18 protein-coding genes are annotated in these 20,775 nt (G+C 74.0%); 4 read left to right on the top strand and 14 right to left on the bottom strand.

Annotation, left to right across the window (positions count from 1 at the left end; all coding sequences use genetic code 11):
- Window positions 1-14 precede the first annotated feature (14 nt).
- The 12 genes from ABZ135_RS29340 to ABZ135_RS29285 all read right to left on the bottom strand — a co-directional run bounded on the left by ABZ135_RS29340 (window position 15) and on the right by ABZ135_RS29285 (window position 12,865).
- Window positions 15-1,151: a glutamate ABC transporter substrate-binding protein gene (locus tag ABZ135_RS29340; protein ID WP_356699763.1), complete on the bottom strand. Its 1,137-nt coding sequence runs from the start codon at window positions 1,149-1,151 to the stop codon at window positions 15-17.
- Window positions 1,152-1,162: 11 nt separating this feature from the next.
- Entirely contained in the window at window positions 1,163-2,485 is a 1,323-nt protein-coding gene (locus ABZ135_RS29335) for a hypothetical protein (protein ID WP_356699806.1), read from the bottom strand.
- A gap of 437 nt (window positions 2,486-2,922) precedes the next feature.
- The gene (locus ABZ135_RS29330) at window positions 2,923-3,906 is read right to left on the bottom strand and encodes a BadF/BadG/BcrA/BcrD ATPase family protein (protein ID WP_356699761.1); all 984 of its coding nucleotides are present in this window, start codon (window positions 3,904-3,906) and stop codon (window positions 2,923-2,925) included.
- Window positions 3,897-5,162, bottom strand: coding sequence for a 6-phospho-beta-glucosidase (locus tag ABZ135_RS29325; protein ID WP_356699759.1), 1,266 nt, complete (start codon window positions 5,160-5,162; stop codon window positions 3,897-3,899). The genes ABZ135_RS29330 and ABZ135_RS29325 overlap by 10 nt, the downstream gene beginning before the upstream one ends.
- 8 nt (window positions 5,163-5,170) lie before the next feature.
- Window positions 5,171-6,076 (bottom strand): carbohydrate ABC transporter permease, encoded by a 906-nt coding sequence (locus tag ABZ135_RS29320; RefSeq protein WP_356699757.1) that lies wholly within the window; start codon window positions 6,074-6,076, stop codon window positions 5,171-5,173.
- A gap of 3 nt (window positions 6,077-6,079) precedes the next feature.
- The gene (locus ABZ135_RS29315; protein ID WP_356699756.1) at window positions 6,080-7,021 is read right to left on the bottom strand and encodes a sugar ABC transporter permease; all 942 of its coding nucleotides are present in this window, start codon (window positions 7,019-7,021) and stop codon (window positions 6,080-6,082) included.
- 4 nt (window positions 7,022-7,025) lie between these two features.
- Window positions 7,026-8,369 (bottom strand): ABC transporter substrate-binding protein, encoded by a 1,344-nt coding sequence (locus ABZ135_RS29310; protein WP_356699754.1) that lies wholly within the window; start codon window positions 8,367-8,369, stop codon window positions 7,026-7,028.
- 67 nt (window positions 8,370-8,436) lie between these two features.
- Window positions 8,437-9,678 carry an ROK family transcriptional regulator gene (locus ABZ135_RS29305; protein ID WP_356699752.1) on the bottom strand — a complete coding sequence of 414 codons (1,242 nt, stop codon included), beginning with the start codon at window positions 9,676-9,678 and terminating at the stop codon, window positions 8,437-8,439.
- A gap of 111 nt (window positions 9,679-9,789) precedes the next feature.
- Entirely contained in the window at window positions 9,790-10,251 is a 462-nt protein-coding gene (locus ABZ135_RS29300) for a hypothetical protein (protein ID WP_356699751.1), read from the bottom strand.
- Window positions 10,248-10,784 (bottom strand): hypothetical protein, encoded by a 537-nt coding sequence (locus ABZ135_RS29295; protein ID WP_356699749.1) that lies wholly within the window; start codon window positions 10,782-10,784, stop codon window positions 10,248-10,250. Before ABZ135_RS29295 ends, ABZ135_RS29300 begins: the two co-directional genes overlap by 4 nt.
- Window positions 10,785-10,835: 51 nt before the next feature.
- Window positions 10,836-11,651 carry a sulfite exporter TauE/SafE family protein gene (locus tag ABZ135_RS29290; RefSeq protein WP_356699747.1) on the bottom strand — a complete coding sequence of 272 codons (816 nt, stop codon included), beginning with the start codon at window positions 11,649-11,651 and terminating at the stop codon, window positions 10,836-10,838.
- A gap of 149 nt (window positions 11,652-11,800) precedes the next feature.
- A complete protein-coding gene (locus ABZ135_RS29285) occupies window positions 11,801-12,865 on the bottom strand; it encodes a mechanosensitive ion channel family protein (protein WP_356699804.1) in 1,065 nt (354 codons plus the stop codon).
- 257 nt (window positions 12,866-13,122) lie between these two features.
- Here ABZ135_RS29285 and ABZ135_RS29280 point away from each other — a divergent pair, with 257 nt between their 5' ends.
- Window positions 13,123-13,692 (top strand): HNH endonuclease, encoded by a 570-nt coding sequence (locus ABZ135_RS29280; protein ID WP_356699745.1) that lies wholly within the window; start codon window positions 13,123-13,125, stop codon window positions 13,690-13,692.
- 435 nt (window positions 13,693-14,127) lie between these two features.
- Here the strand turns inward: ABZ135_RS29280 and ABZ135_RS29275 are convergent, their stop codons facing one another.
- A complete protein-coding gene (locus ABZ135_RS29275) occupies window positions 14,128-17,250 on the bottom strand; it encodes a beta-N-acetylglucosaminidase domain-containing protein (protein WP_356699743.1) in 3,123 nt (1,040 codons plus the stop codon).
- Window positions 17,251-17,467: 217 nt separating this feature from the next.
- Here ABZ135_RS29275 and ABZ135_RS29270 point away from each other — a divergent pair, with 217 nt between their 5' ends.
- The 3 genes from ABZ135_RS29270 to ABZ135_RS29260 are packed head-to-tail and all read left to right on the top strand — an operon-like array spanning window position 17,468 to window position 20,170.
- Window positions 17,468-17,680, top strand: coding sequence for a hypothetical protein (locus ABZ135_RS29270; protein WP_356699816.1), 213 nt, complete (start codon window positions 17,468-17,470; stop codon window positions 17,678-17,680).
- Between the two features lies 1 nt (window position 17,681).
- A complete protein-coding gene (gene malQ, locus ABZ135_RS29265; RefSeq protein WP_356699741.1) occupies window positions 17,682-19,919 on the top strand; it encodes a 4-alpha-glucanotransferase in 2,238 nt (745 codons plus the stop codon).
- A gap of 20 nt (window positions 19,920-19,939) precedes the next feature.
- Window positions 19,940-20,170 carry a hypothetical protein gene (locus ABZ135_RS29260; protein WP_352075850.1) on the top strand — a complete coding sequence of 77 codons (231 nt, stop codon included), beginning with the start codon at window positions 19,940-19,942 and terminating at the stop codon, window positions 20,168-20,170.
- Window positions 20,171-20,276: 106 nt separating this feature from the next.
- Here the strand turns inward: ABZ135_RS29260 and ABZ135_RS29255 are convergent, their stop codons facing one another.
- Window positions 20,277-20,774: a MarR family transcriptional regulator gene (locus ABZ135_RS29255; RefSeq protein WP_356699739.1), complete on the bottom strand. Its 498-nt coding sequence runs from the start codon at window positions 20,772-20,774 to the stop codon at window positions 20,277-20,279.
- Window position 20,775: the final 1 nt, after the last annotated feature.

Genomic DNA, 20,775 nt, shown 5'->3' with positions numbered 1-20,775 from the left:
GATCACCTCTCGCTCTACTTGTACTTGGGGGCGGGCGGCCCGGCTATGCCGGGCAGGTCCGCCTTCAGCCACTTCGCGTACGCCGCCTGCCACGGGCCCTGCCGGTACTGCACGAGGACCTGGTTGACCCGGCGCACGAGGTCGTCGTTGCCGAGCTTCACGGCCACCCCGTAGTACTCGGTGGTGAACCGGCTTCCCTTGAGCTCGACGGCCGGGTCCTGGGCGGCCTGGCCCGCGGCCAGCGCGTTGTCGGTGACGATCGCGTCGACCTCGCCCATCTGGAGCCGGGCCAGACAGTCGAGCTGGTTGGGCACGGTCAGCAGGTCCGGGTCGTTCTTGGTGCCGTCGCCCGCTTCCTTGAAGACCGCGCCGAACGACTTCTCCTCCAGGGCCTCGTAGGCCGTGGAGCCCTCGGCCGTGCACACCCGCTTGCCGCTCAGGGAGGCGTCGTAGCCGGTGATGGGGGAGGACTTGGGGGCGAGGACCTGCTGGCCCGCCTCGAAGTAGGCGGTGGAGAAGGCGACCTGCTGGATGCGCTTGCAGTTGATCGTCATCGTGCGCACGACGAGGTCGACCTTGCCGCTCTCCAGGGCGGCGATGCGCTGGTTCGTCGGGATGGTGCGGAAGATGACGGCGTCCTCGGAGCCCAGGATCGCCTTGGCGATGGCCTTCGCCAGGTCGATGTCGAAGCCCTCCAGACGGCCCGGCTCCTCCTTCACGGAGCCGTCGGGCAGCCGCGTGACGGTGGGCGGGGTGCGGAAGCCCCACTTGTAGCTGGACTGGTCGACGCCGACGACGAGCTTGCCGCGGCTCTTGATGCGGGTCACCGACGGGCCGTCGACGCTCGACGGCGGCAGCGACGCCTCCGGGTCGCGGCAGGTCTCGGCGCTGTCCGCGCGGACCTGCACGCCCCGGCCCACCCCGGGGCCCGAACCCTCGGACGCCCCGCCGTCGCCGGCGGCGGTCCGCGGCAGGGCGACCAGCGCCAGCGAGGCGGTCAGCGCGCAGGCCACCGCCATGGCGCCCACCCCGCCCCAGCCGCGCAGCCGCGCGAGGGTACGCCGGGGGCGGGGCCCGCCGCCCGGCACCGGGCCCGGCTCCGGGCTCGGCATCCGGCCCGTACCGTTCGTCCGCTCGACGCCGTCCGGCATCCCGCCCCCTCTCACCGGTACTCCGACAGTCTGCGGTTGACGCCCGTCACGGCGGCCGCCGCGGCGAGGACGCCGAGGGCGGCCGCGCCCAGCGGCAGTGCGGTCAGCGCGTCGCGGCCGCTCTCGGCGGCGCGGGTGAACTCGTCCTGTTCGTGGGCGAGGGCGCGGCCGAGCGCCGCGTCGACCTGGTCGAAGGACTGGCCGGTCGACTGCGAGCTGCCGATGATCCGGTTCATGGCGCCGGTGAAGTCCCCGGCGTCGTCCAGCTCCCGGGCCTGCCGGTGGCGCCCCCGCCACTCGACGGTGCGGGCCGCGGCCTCGGTGACGGGGGCCCGGCCGGCCTCGTCGTCGGCGAGCCGCCCCGCCGCTTCGAGCGCGGCGGTCAGGGCGTCCGCGCTGCTCGCGTAGTCGGCCTCGTATTTGTCCCGCTTGCCGTCCTCGGTGAGCACGGCGCCGCGCGCGACCACCGTCAGGTTCTCGTTGGCGCGGGCCTTCAGGGAGCTGATCCGGGCCTCGTTGAGGACCTGCAGGGACTCCTGGCCGTGCGCCCGGGCGTCGCTCAGGCCGGCCCGGGCCAGGCCGTGCCCGGCGAGGAGCCACAGCAGGGCGGTCAGGCAGGCCGCGGTCGCCGCGAGCAGCCCCCGGTTGAACACCCGGTTCGTCATGGCGTAGTTGCGGCGCTGGGCCCACACCAGGACGGCAAGGGCGAGGATCCCGAGGCCGATCGACAGGAACGGCCAGGCGCGCGCCTCGTCGTCGTCCTGGCGCAGCCGCTCGGTCTCGGCCGCGTACAGCCGCTCGGCGGCCGGCAGCAGTTGCTGCGTCATCGTCTGGTTCGCGTACCGCAGATAGGCGCCGCCGAGCGGCAGGCCCTGCCGGTTCGCGGCGCGGGCGCGCTCGATCAGGCCGGTGTAGCGCGGCAGGTGCTCGCTGAGGGTGGCGATCTCGCGGGCCGACCCGCCGTCGGCGTCCGTGCTGGCGGCGGCCCTGACGAGCAGGCGGGAGGCGGTGGTGATGTCGTCCGTGTACCGCTTGCGGATCTGCGCGGACTCCTGCGGCCCGGCCAGGAAACCGCTCGCGGCCGTGGCGTCCGCGTCGGCGAGCGAGCGGTAGATGTCGGCGGCGTCGGCGCTCAGCGGCTGGCTGCGGCCCACCACGTCGTCCGCGTACGAGGCCCGGTCGGCGACCTCGAAGGCCGTGACGGCCCCGAAGGCGACCACGAGGAGGGCCAGGACGGCGCCGAGGATCCGCAGCCGGCCCGGCTCGGTCGTGGCGGCCCGGCGCAGGATCTCCCGGCCCTCGGCCCAGGCGCCGGGCGCCGACGGCGGCGGCACGGCCCCGGGGCCCCCGGGCGCGCCGGATCCCCCGGGCACGGCCGGCTGCGCGGGCACACCGGCAACCGGCCGCGCGGGCGCGCCGGTGGTGCCCTGCGCCGAGGCGGCGGGCGCGTTCGGCGGGTATGTCACGTGACCTCCCCCTCGGTCTGAGACGTCGACCCGTCCTGCCGGTGGGACGGCGGACGACTACCCGGCCAGCAGTATGGCCGCCGCGCCCGTCCCGTACACCGGAAATGACTCGATCTTGTTCCTATCGTGCCCCATGGCTCCGTCGCCTCCGCAGGCGAACCCCCCGTCGACCCCCTTCACTCTGAATACGTCGCCCAGCCGAAATCGGTTCCACCCCGAACGTCCTCGAACGAGTGAACATGCGTGCGGGGCGCTCCCGGAGGAACGCCCCGCACCGCAAGGACCCGTCTCGGGCCGGACCCGGCTCAGGCCCCGTAGTGCTCCCGCAGCCGCGCCGCCGCCTCCGGGCCCGCCTCCGTGGCGTCCAGGGCGAGCAGTCCGGCGCCGAGCACCGGCGGGGCGGTCACCACCCGCACCACCGCCTTCGGGGCCCGCACGGCGAGGAGTTCACGGATCCGGCCGTCGAGCAGCGGGTGCCGCGCGGCCAGCACGCTACCGCCGAGCACCACCGGCGCCGCCTCCTCCGTCAGCCCGAGCCGCTCCAGGGCGACCGAGGCCATCGCCACCACCTCCTCGGCCTGCCGGTCGACCAGGGCCCGGGCGACCGGGTCGCCCGCCGCGCCCGTACGGAAGAGCACCGGCGTCAGTTCGTGCTTGCGCACCGCCGGGACCCGCCCCAGGTGCAGCGCCTCGATCAGCGCGTGCATCGTCGGCAGCCCGAAGTGCTCGGGCAGGGCGCGGGCCAGCGCGGTCGGCTCGCCCCGGCCGTCCTCGGCCCGCGCGGCGAACCACAGCGCCTCGTCGGCCAGGCCCCCGCCACCGCCCCAGTCGCCGGAGATCTTCCCGATCGCGGGGAAGCGTGCGGTCCGCCCGTCCGGCGTCATGCCGACGCAGTTGATCCCCGCGCCGCACACCACGGCCACGCCGCGCGGCTCGTCGATCCCGGCCCGCAGGATGGCGAAGGTGTCGTTGCGGACCTGGACCGAGCGGCTCCAGCCGCGCGCCTCCAGGGCGGCCTTCAACCCCTCCTCCTCCACCGCCAGATCGGCGTTGGCGAGACAGGCCGCGACATGGGCGAAGGCGGGCGGAAGCCCGGCGCCGCCGGCCGCCGCCCACGCCCGGTCGACGATCTCCGCGAGCCCGTCGACCGCCGCCGCCACCCCCACCACCGGCGGCTGGAACCCGCCGCCGCGCGCCTCGCCCAGGACCGTTCCGTCCCGCCCGAGGACCACGGCGTCGGTCTTGCTGTTGCCGGCGTCGATCGCCAGCAGCGCCCCGTTCACGCCCACGCCAGGTGCTCCCGGTTGTGCGCGATCAGCCGGTCGGTGAGCCCGTCGGCGGAGGCGACCTGCCCCACCAGCGGGTGCGCGAGCAGCGCCTTGAACACCCGGTCGCGCCCGCCGCGCAGGGCCGCCTCCAGGGCCAGGTCCTCGTACGCGGTGACATGCGCGATCAGGCCCGCGTACAGCGGGTCGAGCGGCGCCACCGGCAGCGGCGAGGCGCCGCCGGTCCCCACCGCCGCCTGCACCTCGATCACGGCGTCGTCCGGCAGGAACGGCAGCGTCCCGTTGTTGTACGTGTTCACCACCTGGTACGGGGAACCGCCGCCGCCCAGCAAGGACGCGGCCAGGTCCACCGCCGCCTCCGAGTAGAAGGCGCCGCCGCGCTCGGCGAGCAGCTCCGGCTTCTCGTCCAGCGCCGGGTCCCCGTACATCTCCAGGAGCCGCTTCTCCATCGCGGCGACCTCGGCCGCCCGCGACGGCTTGGTCCGCAGCTCCTCCACGACGGCGTCGTGGGCGTAGAAGTAGCGCAGGTAGTACGAGGGGACGACACCGAGCCGGTCCACCAGGGAGCGCGGCAGCCGCAGGTCGTCGGCGAGGGCGTCGCCGTGCTCGGCGAGCAGCCGCGGCAGCACGTTCTCGCCCTCCGGGCCGCCGAGCCGTACCGCCGTCTCCCAGGTCAGGTGGTTCAGGCCCACGTGGTCGAGGTGGACGTCGGCCGGGGCCACGCCGAGGAAGGCGGCGAACTTCCGCTGGAAGCCGATCGCCACGTTGCACAGGCCGACGGCCTTGTGGCCGGCCTGGAGCAGGGCCCGGGTGACGATGCCGACCGGGTTGGTGAAGTCGATGATCCAGGCGTCCGGGTTGGTGCGGCGCACCCGCTCGGCGATGTCCAGGACCACCGGGACCGTGCGCAGCGCCTTGGCGAGTCCGCCGGCGCCGGTGGTCTCCTGGCCGACGCAGCCGCACTCCAGCGGCCAGGTCTCGTCGCGCTCGCGGGCGGCCTGTCCGCCGACGCGCAACTGGAGCAGGACGGCGTCGGCGCCGTCGACGCCCGCGTCGAGGTCGGTGGTGGTGACGATCCTTCCGCCGTGGCCCTGCTTGGCGAAGATCCGCCGGGCCAGGCCGCCGACCAGGTCGAGCCGCTCGGCGGCCGGGTCGACGAGGACGAGTTCGGTGAGGGGCAGGGTCTCGCGCAACCGCGCGAATCCGTCGATCAGTTCGGGGGTGTAGGTGGAGCCGCCCCCCACGACAGCGAGCTTCATACGATCAGTCAGCCCTTCACTCCGGTCAGTGTGACGCCCTCGACGAATGCCTTCTGGGCGAAGAAGAAGACGAGGATCACGGGGGCCATGACCAGGACGGTCGCGGCCATGGTCAGATTCCAGTCGGTGTGGTGCGCGCCCTTGAAGGACTCCAGTCCGTAGCTCAGGGTCCACGCGGCCGGGTTCTCGGAGGCGTAGATCTGCGGCCCGAAGTAGTCGTTCCACGCGGCGAAGAACTGGAAGAGCGCGACGGCCGCGATCCCCGGCTTCGCCATCGGCAGCACGACCCGGACGAGGGTGCGCAGTTCGCCGCAGCCGTCGACGCGGGCCGCGTCGAGGTATTCGTTCGGGATGGTCAGCAGGAACTGGCGCAGCAGGAAGATGGAGAACGCGTCGCCGAAGGCCATCGGGATGATCAGCGGCCACAGCGTGCCGGACAGGTCGAGCTGCTTGGCCCAGAACAGGTACATCGGGATGATCACGACCTGCGGCGGCAGCATCATCATGGAGATGACCAGCATCAGGGCGAGCCGGCTGCCCCGGAAGCGGAACTTGGCGAGCGCGTACGCCACCGGGATGGAGGACAGCACGGTCAGGACGGTGCCGAGCCCCGCGTACAGCAGGGTGTTGCGCCACCAGGTGAGGAAGCCCGGCGTCTCGAAGACGCGGACGTAGTTGCCCCACTCCCAGGTGTCCGGGGTGAGGTCGCGGGTGAGCGCCTGCTGGTCGCTCATCAGCGAGGTGAGCAGCACGAAGACGAACGGCAGCACGAAGAACAGCGCGGCGGCGACGCCGAGCGAGTGCACCGCGATCCAGTGCAGGACCGCCTTGCGGCGGGCGGTCCGGGCGGCCGGCGACGCCCCGGGGGAGGGGGTGACGGCCGGTGCCTTCGGGGTGTCGAGTACCTGGCTCATCGATCAGTCACCTGCCTGGACGAGACCGCCGCGGCGGCGCATGAGCAGCCCGGTGAAGAGCATGGCCAGGGCGAAGAGGACGAGGGCGGTGGCGCAGGCCGCTCCGTAGTCGAAGCGCTGGAAGCCGAGGTTGTAGACGAGCTGCGGCAGGGTCAGCGTGGACTTGTCGGGGTAGCCGGGCTCGAACTGCTGGCCGGAGCCGCCGATGACACCGGAGGCGACCTTTCCGGCCACCAGCGGCTGGGTGTAGTACTGCATGGCCTGGATGACACCGGTGACCACGGCGAACATCACGATCGGCGAGATGTTCGGCAGGGTCACGTAACGGAACCGCTGGAGCGCCGAGGCCCCGTCCAGCTCGGCGGCCTCGTACTGCTCCTTCGGTACGTCGAGCAGCGCGGCCATGAAGATGACCATGAGGTCGCCGACGCCCCACACGGCGAGCATGGTGAGCGCGGGCTTGGACCAGGCGGCGTCGTTGAACCACGCGGGGGCGGGCACACCGAGCCCTTCGAGGGCCGAGTTGACCGGGCCGGTGCCGGGGTTGAGCAGGAAGACGAAGGCGAGGGTGGCCGCGACCGGCGGGGCCAGGTAGGGCAGGTAGAACAGGGTGCGGAAGACGCCCGCGCCGGTCTTGATCTTCGTGATGAGGAGGCCGACGCCGAGTCCGAAGACGACCCGGCAGGCCACCATCACGACCACCAGCCACAGGGTGTTGCGCAGCGCGGGCCAGAACATGGGGTAGTCGGAGAAGACGTAGGTCCAGTTGTCCAGGCCGTTGAAGGTGGGGGCGGCGAAGCCGTCGTAGTGGGTGAAGGAGAAGTAGACGGTGGAGAGCATCGGGTAGGCGAAGAAGACGCCGAACCCGATCAGCCAGGGTGACAGGAAGGCCGCCGTACGAAGCGTCGCGCGGCGGCGCTTCGAGCGGAGGGTGATCGTGCCCATGCGGTCACTTCGCCTTGGCGATGTCGGTGTCGATCTGCCGGGCGGTCTTCTCCAGACCGGCCTTGAGGTCGGTCACCGCGCCCTTCTCGTACTGGAGGGCGAAGTCCTGGATCGTGTTGAGGTAGGCGGCGCCGTTGACCGCGCCCGCCGGGGTGTTGGACTTCGGGTGCTGGGCGATGTCGAGGAAGGTCTTGAAGCGCGGGTCGAACGTCAGGTTCGGGGACTTCAGCGCCTCGAAGGTGGAGGGGACGTTGCGGATGCCGTTGGCGAAGGCGACGACGGCCTCGGTGTCCGTGGTCATGAACTCGACCAGTTCCCAGGCGGCGTTCTGCTTCCTGCTCTGCGGGGCGATGCCCATGATCGTGCCGGACAGGAAGCCCTTGCCGTAGTCGGCGGCCCGCCCGTCGGGTACGGGCATCGGGGCGACGCCGATCTCGAACGGCACCTTGGCGTCGGTGGCCATGCCGAGCCGCCACTCGCCGTCGAGCTGCATGGCGACCTGGCCGGTGTGGAAGGGGTGCTTGGCGCCCCACTCGTCGCCGAAGGTGGTGCGGTACTTCTCCAGCTTCGCGTAGCCGCCGAGCTCGTCGACCATCTTCTTCTGGACGGTCATCATCTCGGCGAAGGCCGGGTCGGAGGCGACGGCGGACTTGCCGTTCGCGTCGAAGTACGAGGGGCCCCAACTGCCCAGGTAGTGCTCGGTGGTGGTCTCGTAGCCGTGGTAGTTCGGCATGAAGCCGAGCTGCTCGAAGCCGTCGCCCTTGGGCTTGGTGAGCTTCTTGGCGGTGGCGAGGAGCTCGGAGTAGGTCTTCGGGGGCTTCTCGGGGTCGAGGCCGGCCTTCTTGAAGGCGTCCTTGTTGTAGTAGAGGCCGTAGGCGTCGGTGAGCAGCGGCATGGCGCAGCGCTTGCCCTCGAACTGGGTGTAGTCGAGCAGGGTCTTCGGGATGATCTTCTCGAGGTCCAGCTTCGACTTCTCGACGAAGGGCCCGAGGTCGGCGAAGGCCCCCGAGGAGCAGAACTTGCCGACGTTGGACGTGGTGAAGGACGAGACGACGTCGGGGCCCTTCGAACCGCCCGTGCGCAGCGCCTGGTTGAGCTTGTCGTCGTTGATGTTGCCGACGACGTCGACCTTGATGTTGGGGTGGGCCTTCTCGAAGCGCCGGACGCTGTCGTTGATGGCCTTCACCTCGGAGGGGGCGGACCAGCCGTGCCAGAAGGTGATCCGGGTCTCGGCCTTGGGGTCGTCGGTCGCGCCGTTGTTCGCGGAGCCGGTACAGGCGGTGGCGAAGAGCGCGAGGGAGGCGGTCGCGGCGAGGGCGGCGGCGGGCCTGCGGTGGCGTGCGGGCATGACGAGTTCTCCCTGGGACGGGGGGGGACGGGGTGGGAAGGCGGAGGCGGGCGGGGCGGGGCGGGGCTTATCGGGAGGTGTCGAAGACCTCGTCGCGGGTGGCGGCGAGGGCCGATTCCAGCGCCCCGCGCAGGACGGGCTGCCGGTCGACGGCGGCGAGGACGAGCCGGGGCCGGGAGGCGGCGAGGTCGGCGAGCTGGGCCTGGACGCGGGCGCGCAGCGGCTCGCCGCCGGGGCTGATGGCCGCGCCGGACAGCACGATCAGTTCGGGGTCGAGTACGGCGACGAGGGCGGCGAGGCCGGTGGCGAGGCGTTCCGCGTAGGTGTCGAGGAGTCGGGCGTGGCGCTCGTCCTCGGTGTGGCGCGCGGCGGCCTCGGTGAGCAGCCGGGCGGCGACCTCGACGTACGGCTGCTCGGCCGTCCGGATCCCGACGGCCTTGGCGATCCGGGGCACGGACTGGACCCCGGCGAGCTCCTGGAAGCCGCCGGAGTTGGCCTTGGCGACCTGCCGGACGAGCGGGGTGCCGGGGACCGGCAGGAAGCCGACCTCGCCGGCGCCGCCGGTGAAGCCGCGGTGCAGCCGCCCGCCGAGGACGAGGGCGGCGCCGAGGCCGGTCTCGTTCCACAGCAGCACGAAGTTGTCGTGGCCCCGGGCGGCGCCGAGGCGCTGTTCGGCGATGGCGACGAGGTTGACGTCGTTCTCGTACTCGAAGGGCATGGGCAGGGCGACGGCCAGCTCCTCCAGGAGGGTGGGGGAGTGCCAGCCCGGCAGATGGGAGGCGTAGCGCAGCCGCCCGGTCGCCGGGTCGAAGGCGCCGGGGGTGCCGATGACCAGGCGGTGTACGTCTCCGAGGGCGAGCCCGGCGTCCTTGACGGCCCCGTCGAGGGCGTCGACGACCTGCCGCACCACGTCGTCGGCGCCCCGCCCGGGCGTCGGCAGCCGGAACTCGCCCACGACCTCGCCGGTGATGTCGGCGACGGCCGCGTGGATCCGCTCGGGGCTGACGTCGAGGGCGGCGGCGTGGGCGGCCCGCGGATTGACCGCGTACAACTGCGCGTTGGGCCCCGGCCGCCCCTCGGTGGTCCCGGTGGCGACGACGAGCCCGGCGGCCTCCAGGCGCGCCAGCAACTGCGAGGCGGTCGGCTTCGACAGCCCGGTCAGCTTCCCGATCCGCGTCCGCGACAGCGGCCCGTGCGCCAGCAACAGATCGAGCGCGGCCCGGTCGTTCATGGCCCGCAGCACCCGCGGAGTGCCGGGGATCCCGGGAGTGCCCGGGGTGCCAGGAGTTCCCGGAGTCGTACCGGCCATTGACGCGCCACCTGCCTCGCTGACGAGCTGCACTGTTAGGAAAGTTTCCTATTGGGTTGGGAGGAAGGTAAGGCGGAGGTCAGGGGGCCGTCAATACCCAGGAGCGGGCGGCTACTCGGCGTACGGGCCCCATACGGCGTCCAGGTCCTCGCAATGGACGGTGACGGTGGCGTCGGTCAGCGCGATCTCGTGCACGCACCCGGCGGGGTCCGGAAGCACCTCGTCGAACAGCACGGTGTCAGCGTCCATCCAGTCGATGGAGTGGCCGTAGTCCACCGAGAAGCGCGTGACGCCGGTGTAGCGGATCCGGATCCCCTCCTCGTGCTTCCACGGGTTCGGCGCGAAGTGGAGCAGGAGCGTCCCACTCTTGTCCGTCGCCGGCCGGATCCCCGCCAGCTCCAGGTCCTTCACGCAGCGGTGCGCGCCGACCCGGTAGTGCCCCGGGTCCATGACGAAGGCCCGCGCCCCCGGCGGCAGCTCGGGCGCGAGCCGCGGCAGCTCGGCGAGATAGGCACTCGCGTCCAGACGGAAGCCGGAGCAGTCGGCATCCCACTCGGCCACGACGTACTTCATCCCTGTCCCTGCTGTCGGTGCTCGTCGTCCTCCGCGTCGGCCATGACCAGGCCGGAGCTGACGGGCTGCTCGTCGTCGATCAGGGAGAGGTGCCTGCGGGCCCAGCCGTCGAGCAGGCCGGCGGCCCACGCCGGGTCGTAGGCCGCGGTGGGCAGGCGCGGTATGCGCTTCCGGCCCGTCTCGTCGATGCGGTACGGGACGGCGAAGGCGGTGCTCCAGTCGTCGAGGTGCGCGGCGAAACGCTCTTCCGCCTCCTGCGGCCCCACTCCGAGGTAGCGGCCGATGTCCTCCCACGAGCTGCCCCGCTCCCGTTCGTAGATCACGGCCGAGCGCAGCGCGCGCTCCGCCAGCTCGACGAGCTGCGCCGCCTGGCTGACCCGGCCCCCGGGGCCGGTGTCGGAGTCGTGGCCGGTGGCCACCAGGCCCGAGGCGGCGCCTGCGACGTCCACGGCGTGGTCGCACAGGACCAGCCGGGCCAGCGCCTGGCGCGAGTAGCGGATGCGGTCGGAGTCGTACGGCGTCTTGTCGGTCACGCGCACAGCTTCCCAGGCCGTCTTCCCCTCACGACGCCCCGCCGTGGCGGGTCAGGCGTGCCGGGCCACCTTCACCGCGGAGATGAGCAGGATCAGGGCCAGGGCCGGGATCAGGAAGGGGGTCGGGATCGCGCCGAGGAGGAGGCCGCCCAGGAGGGCGCCGGTGATCGAGCCGGCCGTCATGACGACGGCGAAGCGGCGGTGGGTGGACAGGACCGTGAAGCTGCCGTCGCGGCTGTAGCGGGCGAAGGCCACCAGCATCGTGGGCAGGGAGACCAGGAGGGAGAGGCTGCCCGCCGTCTTCGCGTCCAGCGCGAAGAGCAGCACGATCGTCGGGATCAGCAGCTCCCCGCCGGCCACGCCCATGATCGCCGCGACCACGCCGATGCCGAAGCCGGCGGCGACCCCGCACGTCACCTGGGCCCACAGGGGCAGGGCCAGGCCGCCCACGGTGGTGGCGTGGGTGACGACCAGGGCCGCCGCCATCAGGACCATCAGCGCGGCCAGCACCTTGTACAGGGTCGCGCCGCGCATCCGTACCGCCCAGGACGCCCCCGCCCAGGCGCCCGCCAGGCTGCCGGCCAGCAGGTTGGCCGCGACGGGCCAGTGGGCCGCCAGCTCCGAGGCGGGGACCGCCACCATGCGGGCGGGCAGCGCGACCAGGACCACCACCAGGCTCATCGCCTTGTTGAGGATCACGGCGGACAGCGCGGCGAAACCGAAGACGCCGATCAGCAGCGGCAGGCGGAACTCCGCGCCCCCGAGCCCGATCATCCCGCCGAGCACCCCGACGGCCGCCCCCAGGGCGAAGGCGAGCGGGCCCGCCCGCGCGGTACGTGCGGGAAGAAGGTCCTTGTCGACGGCCATGGACGGCATCCTCCCCGGCGCCGCCGCCCCACCGCCACGGACCGGGCCCTTCTTCGGGGGAAGACACCGCGCCGCCGCCCCCGTTTCGGCGGGCCGTACGACGCGAGGGGCGCCCCTCACCAGGGGCGCCCCTCGTCCGTACGACAGGTCTACTTGTTCAGGTCCGGCTTCGGCAGCGGCGTCGCCGCCGCCGACTGCGGCGAGGCCGGCGAGGCGAAGGCCGAGGGCGCCGCCATGCCCGCCGTCGGGTCGGCGGCCGACTCGTCCACCGGGGCCGGGACGCCGCCGACGATACGGATGCCCGCCGCGTCGAGGGCCCGCTTGATGCGCCAGCGCAGCTCGCGCTCCACACCCAGCTTCTTGCCCGGCATCGTCTTCGCCGAGACCCGGACCGTCATCGAGTCGAGCAGCACCTCGGTCAGGCCCAGGACCTCCACCGGCCCCCACAGCCGCTCGTTCCACGGCTCTTCCTTGGACATCGTCTCGGCCGCCTCGAGGATCACCTCGCGGACCCGGTCCAGGTCCTCCGTCGGGCGGACCGTCACGTCCACCCCGGCCGTCGCCCAGCCCTGGCTGAGGTTGCCGATCCGCTTGATCTCGCCGTTGCGGACGTACCAGATCTCGCCGTCGATACCGCGCAGCTTCGTCACCCGCAGCCCGACCTCGATGACCTCGCCGGACGCCACCCCCGCGTCGACCGAGTCACCCACGCCGTACTGGTCCTCCAGGATCATGAAGACACCGGAGAGGAAGTCCGTGACGAGGTTGCGGGCGCCGAAACCGATCGCCACACCCGCCACACCGGCCGAGGCGAGCAGCGGCGCCAGGTCGATCTTGAAGGCGCCCAGGATCATCAGCCCGGCCGTCCCGAGGATCAGGAAGGACGCCACCGAACGCAGCACCGAGCCGATCGCCTCCGAGCGCTGCCGGCGCCGCTCGGCGTTGACGAGCAGACCGCCCAGGGCGGTGCCCTCCACCGCCTGCGCCGACCGGTTCATCCGGTCTATCAGCTTGGTCAGCGCCTTCCTGACCAGCATCCGCAGGGTGAACGCGACGACCAGGATGAGCAGGATCTTCAGACCGGTGTTCAGCCAGGTGGACCAGTTCTGTTCCACCCAGCCGGCGGCGTTCGTCGCCTTCTCGGCCGCCTCGTCGAGCGTCACCGGCACTTGCGTCGGGTCGTCGGCGGCGCGCGAGGCGGCGGACCAGGACACGGGGAGCACGGGGGACCTCCAGAAAGGCGTTCGCAATTCATCCACACTAACGGGGGAAGAGTGATACCCCGGTCGACGTGCGCACAGGGAGAGACGGACCGCAGCCGGGGAAGACTCCCGGATGCGTGCCGATGTGGTCGAGAACACCCCCGGGCGATGACGCCTACGTGGTGGCGCACCGGCCAGGCATGAGGAGAGACTGAGAGCAGTTTCGTCCCGGCGCGAGCCACGCGCCGCCGGCGTCATAGGAGGCATCCGTGCCGCACGTCCTGGTCCTCAACGCGTCGTACGAGCCGCTCGGCGTCGTACCGCTCCGCCGCGCGCTCGTCCTCGTCCTGGAGAACAAGGCACTCTGCCTCGAGGAGTCCGGCGCCTTCCTGCACAGCGAGAGCCGTGTCGTCGCCGCGCCCAGTGTGGTGCGGCTGAAGCGGTTCGTGCGGGTCCCCTACCGGGGGCCCGTTCCCTTGACCCGCAGAGCCCTGTTCGCCCGCGACGGCGGACGCTGCGTGTACTGCGGTGGCGTCGCAACCAGCGTCGACCACGTCATTCCGCGCAGCCGCGGGGGGACGCACGCCTGGGAGAACGTCGTGGCGGCCTGCCGCCGCTGCAACCACGTCAAGGCCGACCGGCACCTGCGCGAGCTGGGCTGGCGGCTGCGCCACCAACCCGCCCCGCCAACCGGCCTCGCCTGGCGGATCATCGGAACCGGCCACCGCGACCCGCGGTGGCTGCCCTACCTCCAGCCGTACGGCGCGGACGACGTCCTGGCCCGGATCGACTCGGTCGCCACCGCCCCCCACCCGCAGGGGGCCGTGACGACGGGGTGAGCCGGGCCTTTCGCGTACGGGGGGCCGCGCGTCGCCTACGGGGAGCCGGCGCGGTCCTGCCGGGTGCGGGACCTGCGGGGCGCTGCTATGGGGCCCAGGCACGGCGGTAGGGGGGCAGGGCCCTGCCACGGGAGCCGGGCGTCGCCTCCGGGGAAGCCGGGCGCGGTCTGCCGGGTGCGGGACCTGCGGGGCGCTGCTATGGGGCCCAGGCACGGCGGTAGGGGGGCAGGACCCTGCCACGGGAGCCGGGCGTCGCCTCCGGGGAGCCCGGCGCGGTCCTGCCGGGTGCGGTCCTGCCGGGCGCTGCTACGGGGGCCAAGCGGCCGTCACGAGTGTCCGCACACCGCTACGGCGGCCCAAGCGCCGCTACGGCGGTCCGCACCGCCGCTACGGCGGCCCAAGCGCCGCTACGGCGCTACGGCGCTCCGCACGCCGCTACGGCGCCCCCGGAGCCGCCCCGTCGGCCGGCTCCCCCTCCGGCGTGCCCGCCGTCGCGTCAGCCGGCGCCTCGCTCTGGGCCCCGCCCGCGGCGTCCGTCGGCGCGTCGCCCGGGAGCGGGGCCTCCGGGCGGCCCGCCACCGCGTACGTCTCCACCGACCACAGCGAGTAGCCGTACTCCGTCGCGCGGGCGTCGCCCTGCACCCGCAGGAAGCGGGTGTCCGCCGCGTCCATGCGGACCGACTCCCGGCCGCCCCGGCCGTCGCGGACGGTGGCGGCCGTGCGCCAGGTGCGGCCGTCGGCGGAGACCTGGATGCGGTAGCGCGAGGCGTAGGCGTCCTGCCAGTGCAGCACCACGCGCCCTATCCGGGCCGGCTCGGCCAGCTCCATCTGCCACCAGGCCCCGTCCTCCAGCGGGGAGGACCAGCGGGTCGCCGGGTCGCCGTCGAGGGCGTGGGCGGCCGGGAAGTCGGGCGTCTCGTCGCCCGAGGAGGAGGCCGTGGCCGTACGCGCCAGGTCCGGGCCCGCGGTGCGCGGGAACGCCCGCACCGTCAGGACCCGCTCCTCGCCCGCGAAGGACACGGGGACGGCGTACGAGCCGGCCGGCACGTCCGCCGCCACCGACACCTCGAGGGGGACCGTCGTGCGGGTGCCCCGCGGCACCACGGCCTGCTTCGGCAGCCGCACCGCGATCCCCTTCGGCGGCCGGGCCGCCAGGGCCCCGCGCACCTCGGCCGCCCGCCGGCCCTCCAGGGTCACGTCCACCCGCTGGGCCGCGCCGCCGATCTCGGCGTCCGTCTCGGCGCGGGACAGCTCCAGGCCCGCGCGCGGCTCGTCGGCGAACCACGGCACCAGGGACCGCACCCGCTGCGGTGTGCCGCCGCTCCACACGATCCGCAGCGCGTCCGAGCGCAGGCCCTTCAGGTCGGTCTGGGTCCACCCGGAGGCGGCGAGCGGGCCGAGCCGGCGCCAGCCCTCGCCCGGCACGTACGCCTCCAGGACACCCGCCGCGCCCGGCTCGGTCATCACGGTCACGGTCTCCACGGGCCGCGCGCGCTCCAGCCGGACCGTGTACGCGTCCTCCGCCACGTCCGCCCGCTCGCCGGGGGCGCGGCGCCGGTCGGCACCCGTCCAGGCCGCCGCCTCGTCGGCCGCCCGCGCCAGGAAGCCGTCCAGGACGCCCTCGCCGACCGTCACGTCCTCCGGCCGCAGTTGCGCGCGCCGCCGCTCCAGGTCGAGCTGGGCCCGCCAGGCGGCGGCGCCGTCGCCGCGCGCCTGGGCCAGCAGCATGTCGACAGCCGTCTCGCCCGCGGCGCCGTACCGGGAGAGCCGGTCGAGCCACGGCCCGGCCTCCTCGCCGAGCGCGCCGCCCGCCGTGCCCCTCAGCCGTTCCGGCGCCTGCCGCATCACGGTGAACGCGGCCCGCAGCTCGCGCGCCGCCTTCTCCCGCGCGCCCTGGTCGGTGCCGGTGCGGCTCGCCCAGAAGGCGGCCGTGAGCGGCTTCAGGTAGGCGGACTCGGCCTTCGGGGCGAGGATCGAGGACGCGCCGTTCCCGGCGAGCGCGAGCAGCGCCTCCCGGGCCGCGCGGTCCGGCCCGGCCAGCTCGTCGACGGCGGCCCGCCAGGACTCCTCGGGCCGGTAGCCCTTGGGGTTCCAGGCGAAGTCGGCGGCGGTGAAGAGCGGGATGCGGGAGGCCGCGGCCTGCTCCATGCCGTTGGCGAGGAAGGCGGCGGAACCGGCGGCCACGGCCGGCTCGCGGCCGGTCGCCGGGCCGAGGAAGAGCCGGTCCTGGGCGTAGTCGTTGACCGGGTAGTTGTCCATGGTGACCAGCGGGTGGCGCAGCGCCGCGCGCGCCCCGGCCAGTTCGCGCCCGGTGATGGTGCGCGGCACCACGCCGACTCCGGTCCAGGCGACCTGCACCCACGGGTCGAGCGCGTCGGCGAGCGCCGTGCGGTAGTCGGTGGCGCCGTCCTGGTAGTACTCCGTCGGCATCAGCGACAGCGGCGCCGCGCCCGGGTGGCGCCGGGCCAGGTGCCGGGCGACGGCGTTCGCCACGTGCGCGTGCGCGCGGGCGGCGGCCTCGGGGCCGCGCCCGAAGGCGTCGGCGTCGGCCGAGCCGTCGCAGCCCCACTCGCTGTAGCTGACGTCCTGGAACTGGAGCTGGAAGGCGCGCACGCCCAGCTCCCACATGGCGTCGATCTTCGCCTGGAGCGCCTTCACGTCGGCGTCCGAGGACAGGCACATGGCCTGGGCGGGGGCCACGGACCAGGCGAGCGTCACATGGTTGGCGGCGGCCCGGGCGGCGAGCTCCCGGAACGCGGCCCGCTCGGCCGCCGGGTAGGGCTCGCGCCACAGCGCCTGGCGGTACGGGTCGTCGCCGGGCGCGTAGAGGTAGCGGTTCTGCTTGGTGCGGCCCATGAAGTCGAGCTGGGCCAGCCGGTCGGCCGGCGACCAGGGACGCCCGTAGAAGCCCTCGGTCACGCCGCGGACGGCGGTGCCGGGCCAGTCGCGCACCACGACACCCGGAAGGGTGCCGCCGGGGCCGACGAGTTGACGGAGTGTCTGCACGGCGTGGAAGAGGCCGTCGGTGCCGGCGCCGTCGAGGACGACGGTGTCCCGGCCGTGGAGGCGGCCGGTGGCGAGCCGGTAGCCGCCGTCAGGCAGATCGCCCCGCTCGGCCACCCGCAGGGCGCGCAGCGCCGCTTCCGTTTCCACGGTGTCGCCCAGCCGGACGAGGGGGCCGCGCCCCGGCAGCGCCGGGTGCACCGTCCGCACCCCGGCCGCCTCAAGGACCCGCCGGAGGGCCGCCACCGCGTACGGATCGGCGTCCGGAGCGACCTGGAGCGTCACCTCGGAGCCGAGCGTCACCGTCCCGCCGGTGCTGGTCAGGGACTGGGGCCGGGGCCATACGGCGGGGCCGGAGGCGGGCCGCGCGGCCGGCTGCCGGTCCGGCGCCGAGGCGGGAGGGAGCGGGGAGCCGGGGGCGCCGGGGGAGGACGGAGCGCCGGGTGCGGCGTGCGCGAGGCCCGGCACGGCGCCGCCGAGGAGCCCGCCGATGACCGCCGCGGCGACGGCCGTCGCGGTCCGCTTCCTGCGCCCGAGGTGCCCGAGGTGCGACACGGGACTCCTCTCTCCCCTTGGTCACGACTGGGTTACGAGCCCACCACCCGGGCCGACGGGGTGTCAATGCGGCTGGTCGAACTGTCTGGTTTGCCCGGCGGTCTTTCGGCGAGGTGGCACTGTTTCACCAAAATCCACCGGTAAAACGGGGAACGATGGGTAGGGCTCCCCTTGCTGTCCTGACTGTCTTACCTGTCGAGACGAACCGGGAGATCCCGTGACCGCCACCGACCACGCCTGCAAACAGGTACGGAAGCCGCTTCGGAATCCGATACGGATTCCGGCGCAGGGAACGCCGCTCACCAGCGAGCCGCCCCTCGCCCATGCCGCGCCGCTCACCAGCGAGCCGCCGCTGATGGAGGCGGCGCCCTTGACCAGCGAACCCACCGCCCGCGCCACCGCCGGCGGTTCGGAGTCCCCAGGAGTGTGACGTGACCCTGGCCCGTCTCGCCGCCCTGCACGGCGTCGCCACCGAGTACGCCCCCTCCGCGGGCGTCACGGTCAGCGTGCCGGACGCCACCGTGGTGGCGGTCCTGCGCGCCCTGGACGTCGACGCGTCCACCCCGGAGGCGGTCGCCGCGGCGCTCGCCACGGCGGAACGGGCCGCCGAGGAGCGACTCCTGCCGCCCACGGTCGTCCACTGGCGGGACGACACGCCGGGCTCTGCACGGGACGAGACACCGGGCCCCGTACGAGACGAGACGCCGGGCCCCGTACGAGACGAGACGCCGGGCCCCGTACCCGTACGGGATGAGGCGCCGGGCCCCGTACGGGAAGGCCGGGCGCGGGAGCAGGCGCGGCACGCGCCGGCGTGGGCGGCGCGTGATCTGCCGCCCGGCACCCGGCTCACGGTCACCACCGAGGACGGCCGGACCCTCACGGGCCCCGACTGGAGCACCCTGCCGCTCGGCGTGCACCGGCTCGCCGCCCGCGCCCCCGACGGGCGCGGCGGCACCAGCACCCTGATCGTGGCCCCCGCCCGCGTGCCGGCCCCCCGGGGCCGGGCGTACGGACTGCTCGTCCAGCTCTACTCGCTGCTGTCCGCCCGCTCCTGGGGCATGGGCGACCTCGGCGACCTGCGCGAACTCGCCGACTGGGCGGGCCGCACGCACGGCGCCGGTTTCGTGCAGGTCAACCCGCTGCACGCGGCCGTGCCCGGGGCGCCCACCGACCCCTCCCCGTACCGGCCCTCCTCGCGCCGCTTCCCCGACCCGGTCCATCTGCGGGTCGAGGACGTCCCCGAGTACCCGTACGTCGACCCCGCGCACCGCGAGGAGCTCGACCGGGTCCTCGCGGACGCGGCCGAGCTGCGCGAACGGGTCCTAGGCAAGGGCGCGCTGATCGACCGGGACGCGGTGTGGGACGCCAAGCGGCGCGCCCTGGAGCTCGTGCACGCCGTGGAGCTCGGGCCCGGCCGCCGGGCCGCCTACCGGGACTTCCTGGCCGAGCGCGGCCGGGCCCTGGAGGACCACGCCACCTACCAGGCCCTCGCCGAGCGGCACGGCCACCGCTGGCGCGAGTGGCCGGAGCGGCTGCGCCACCCGCGGACCGCCGAGGCGGTGGTCCGGGCCGACGCCGAACTGGCCGCCCGGGTCGACTTCCACTGCCGCCTCGCCTGGCTGACGGACGGCCAGCTCGCCGAGGCCGCGCGCACCGCCCGGCAGGCGGGCATGGCGGTCGGGATCGTGCACGACCTCGCGGTCGGCGTCCACCCGGACGGCTCCGACGCCTGGGCGCAGCAGCACGTCTTCGCCGCCGGCATGTCGGTGGGCGCACCGCCCGACGCCTTCAACGCCCGCGGCCAGGACTGGGGCCTGCCGCCCTGGCGCCCCGACGCCCTGGCCGCCGAGGGCTACGCCCCGTACCGCGGACTGCTGCGCGAACTGCTCCGCCACGCGGGCGCGCTGCGGATCGACCACGTCATGGGCCTGTTCCGGCTCTGGTGGGTGCCCGAGGGCGACGAGCCGACCGGGGGCACGTACGTCCGTTACGACTCCGAGGCGATGCTCGCCGTGCTCGTCCTGGAGGCCCACCGGGCCGGGGCCGCCGTCGTCGGCGAGGATCTGGGGACGGTCGAGCCGGGGGTGCGCGAGGCGCTCGCGCGGCGCGGGGTGCTCGGCACCTCCGTGCTCTGGTTCGAGCGGGACTGGACCGGCACCGGCCGCCCGCTGCCGCCGGAGGAGTGGCGGGCCGACTGCGTCGCCACCGTCACCACCCACGACCTGCCGTCCACCGCGGCCCGGCTCTCCGGCGACCATGTGACGCTGCGCCACCGGCTCGGGCTGCTCACCGGCGACCTGGAGCGCGAGCGGGGCCGGGACGCGGCCGAGACGACGGAGTGGCTGGGCCTGCTCCAGCGGCTCGGACATCTGCCGGAGGGGCCGGGCGACGAGGCGACGGAGATCCGTGCCCTGCACCGCTTCCTGGCCGCCACCCCGGCCCGCATGGTGGGGATGTGGCTGCCGGACGCGGTGGGGGACCGCCGGCCGCAGAACCTGCCGGGCACCTGGGACCAGTACCCCAACTGGCGGCTGCCCGTCGCGGGCCCGGACGGACAGCCGCTCGCCCTGGAGGAGCTGGCCGCCTCGCCCCGCGCGCACGACCTGCTGCGGCTGCTCGCGGACCGGGTCGGGGCCCGTACGGCACCCCCGGGCGCGCGGGCGGTTTAGGTGTTCGCTACTTTTGCACCGTGGACAAGAAGAACGCCCTGCGCGCCGGCGCCGTCGCGGCCGGTACGACGCTGATGATGCTGCTCATGTCGTCCCCCGCGCTCGCGCTCACCCGCGACGACGGTGACGACCCGGCCCCCAAGCTGGAGGTCGTCGAGACCCTCGGCCTGTTCGTGGCCGCTCCGCTGGTGCTGTTCCTGGTGATCACCGGCCTGGTGATGGTGCTCGACAAGTCCAAGAAGAAGGCGTAAGGCCCACTCGTACGTTCACGAGGGCGCCGCACGGTACGACGTACCGCGCGGCGCCCTCGTGTGTCCTCAGGCGCCTCCGGGCGGTCGTTCCGGGGCCGTCGGACCGTCAGACGGTGGTGGCGAGCAGGCGCCGCAGCAGGCCGGCCAGTTGCCGCGCCTCCTCCGGGGTGAGCGCCGCCTCCAGGGCCGCGCGCTGCTGGGCGAGCCCGGCGCCGACGGCCTGGTCCACGAGGACGCGGCCCTCCTCGGTGAGGGTGACGCGCAGTCCGCGCCGGTCGTTCGGGTCGGGGTTGCGGGTGAGCAGTCCGGCCCGCTCCAGCTTGTCGAGCCGGCCGGTCATCCCGCCGGTCGTGATCATCAGCGTGGCGGTCAGCTCGCGCGGTGAGAGGGTGTACGGCTCACCGGACCGCCGCAGCGTCGCCAGCACGTCGAACTCGCCCAGCGACATCCCGCCGTACGGCGCGTATGCCTTGTCGACCTTGGCGCGCATGGCGTTCGCCAGCCGGTAGATCCGGCCGAAGACGGCCATCGGCAGGGTGTCCAGGTCGGGGCGGACGACGGCCCACTGGTCGGTGATGGCGTCGACGGCGTCGTGGTTCTCCATG

It is taken from the genome of Streptomyces sp. NPDC006339 (assembly GCF_040612775.1).
Taxonomy (GTDB): domain Bacteria; phylum Actinomycetota; class Actinomycetes; order Streptomycetales; family Streptomycetaceae; genus Streptomyces.
This window is presented reverse-complemented; position numbering and strand designations above follow the sequence as displayed.

What these genes read in the sequence shown, in the direction of transcription:
- ABZ135_RS29310 (WP_356699754.1), bottom strand. Translation starts at nt 8,369, where the DNA reads ATGCCCGCACGCCACCGCAGGCCCGCCGCCGCCCTCGCCGCGACCGCC.
- ABZ135_RS29340 (WP_356699763.1), bottom strand. Translation starts at nt 1,151, where the DNA reads ATGCCGGACGGCGTCGAGCGGACGAACGGTACGGGCCGGATGCCGAGC.
- ABZ135_RS29255 (WP_356699739.1), bottom strand. Translation starts at nt 20,774, where the DNA reads ATGGAGAACCACGACGCCGTCGACGCCATCACCGACCAGTGGGCCGTC.
- ABZ135_RS29300 (WP_356699751.1), bottom strand. Translation starts at nt 10,251, where the DNA reads ATGAAGTACGTCGTGGCCGAGTGGGATGCCGACTGCTCCGGCTTCCGT.
- ABZ135_RS29320 (WP_356699757.1), bottom strand. Translation starts at nt 6,076, where the DNA reads ATGAGCCAGGTACTCGACACCCCGAAGGCACCGGCCGTCACCCCCTCC.
- ABZ135_RS29325 (WP_356699759.1), bottom strand. Translation starts at nt 5,162, where the DNA reads ATGAAGCTCGCTGTCGTGGGGGGCGGCTCCACCTACACCCCCGAACTG.
- ABZ135_RS29290 (WP_356699747.1), bottom strand. Translation starts at nt 11,651, where the DNA reads ATGGCCGTCGACAAGGACCTTCTTCCCGCACGTACCGCGCGGGCGGGC.
- ABZ135_RS29305 (WP_356699752.1), bottom strand. Translation starts at nt 9,678, where the DNA reads ATGGCCGGTACGACTCCGGGAACTCCTGGCACCCCGGGCACTCCCGGG.
- ABZ135_RS29315 (WP_356699756.1), bottom strand. Translation starts at nt 7,021, where the DNA reads ATGGGCACGATCACCCTCCGCTCGAAGCGCCGCCGCGCGACGCTTCGT.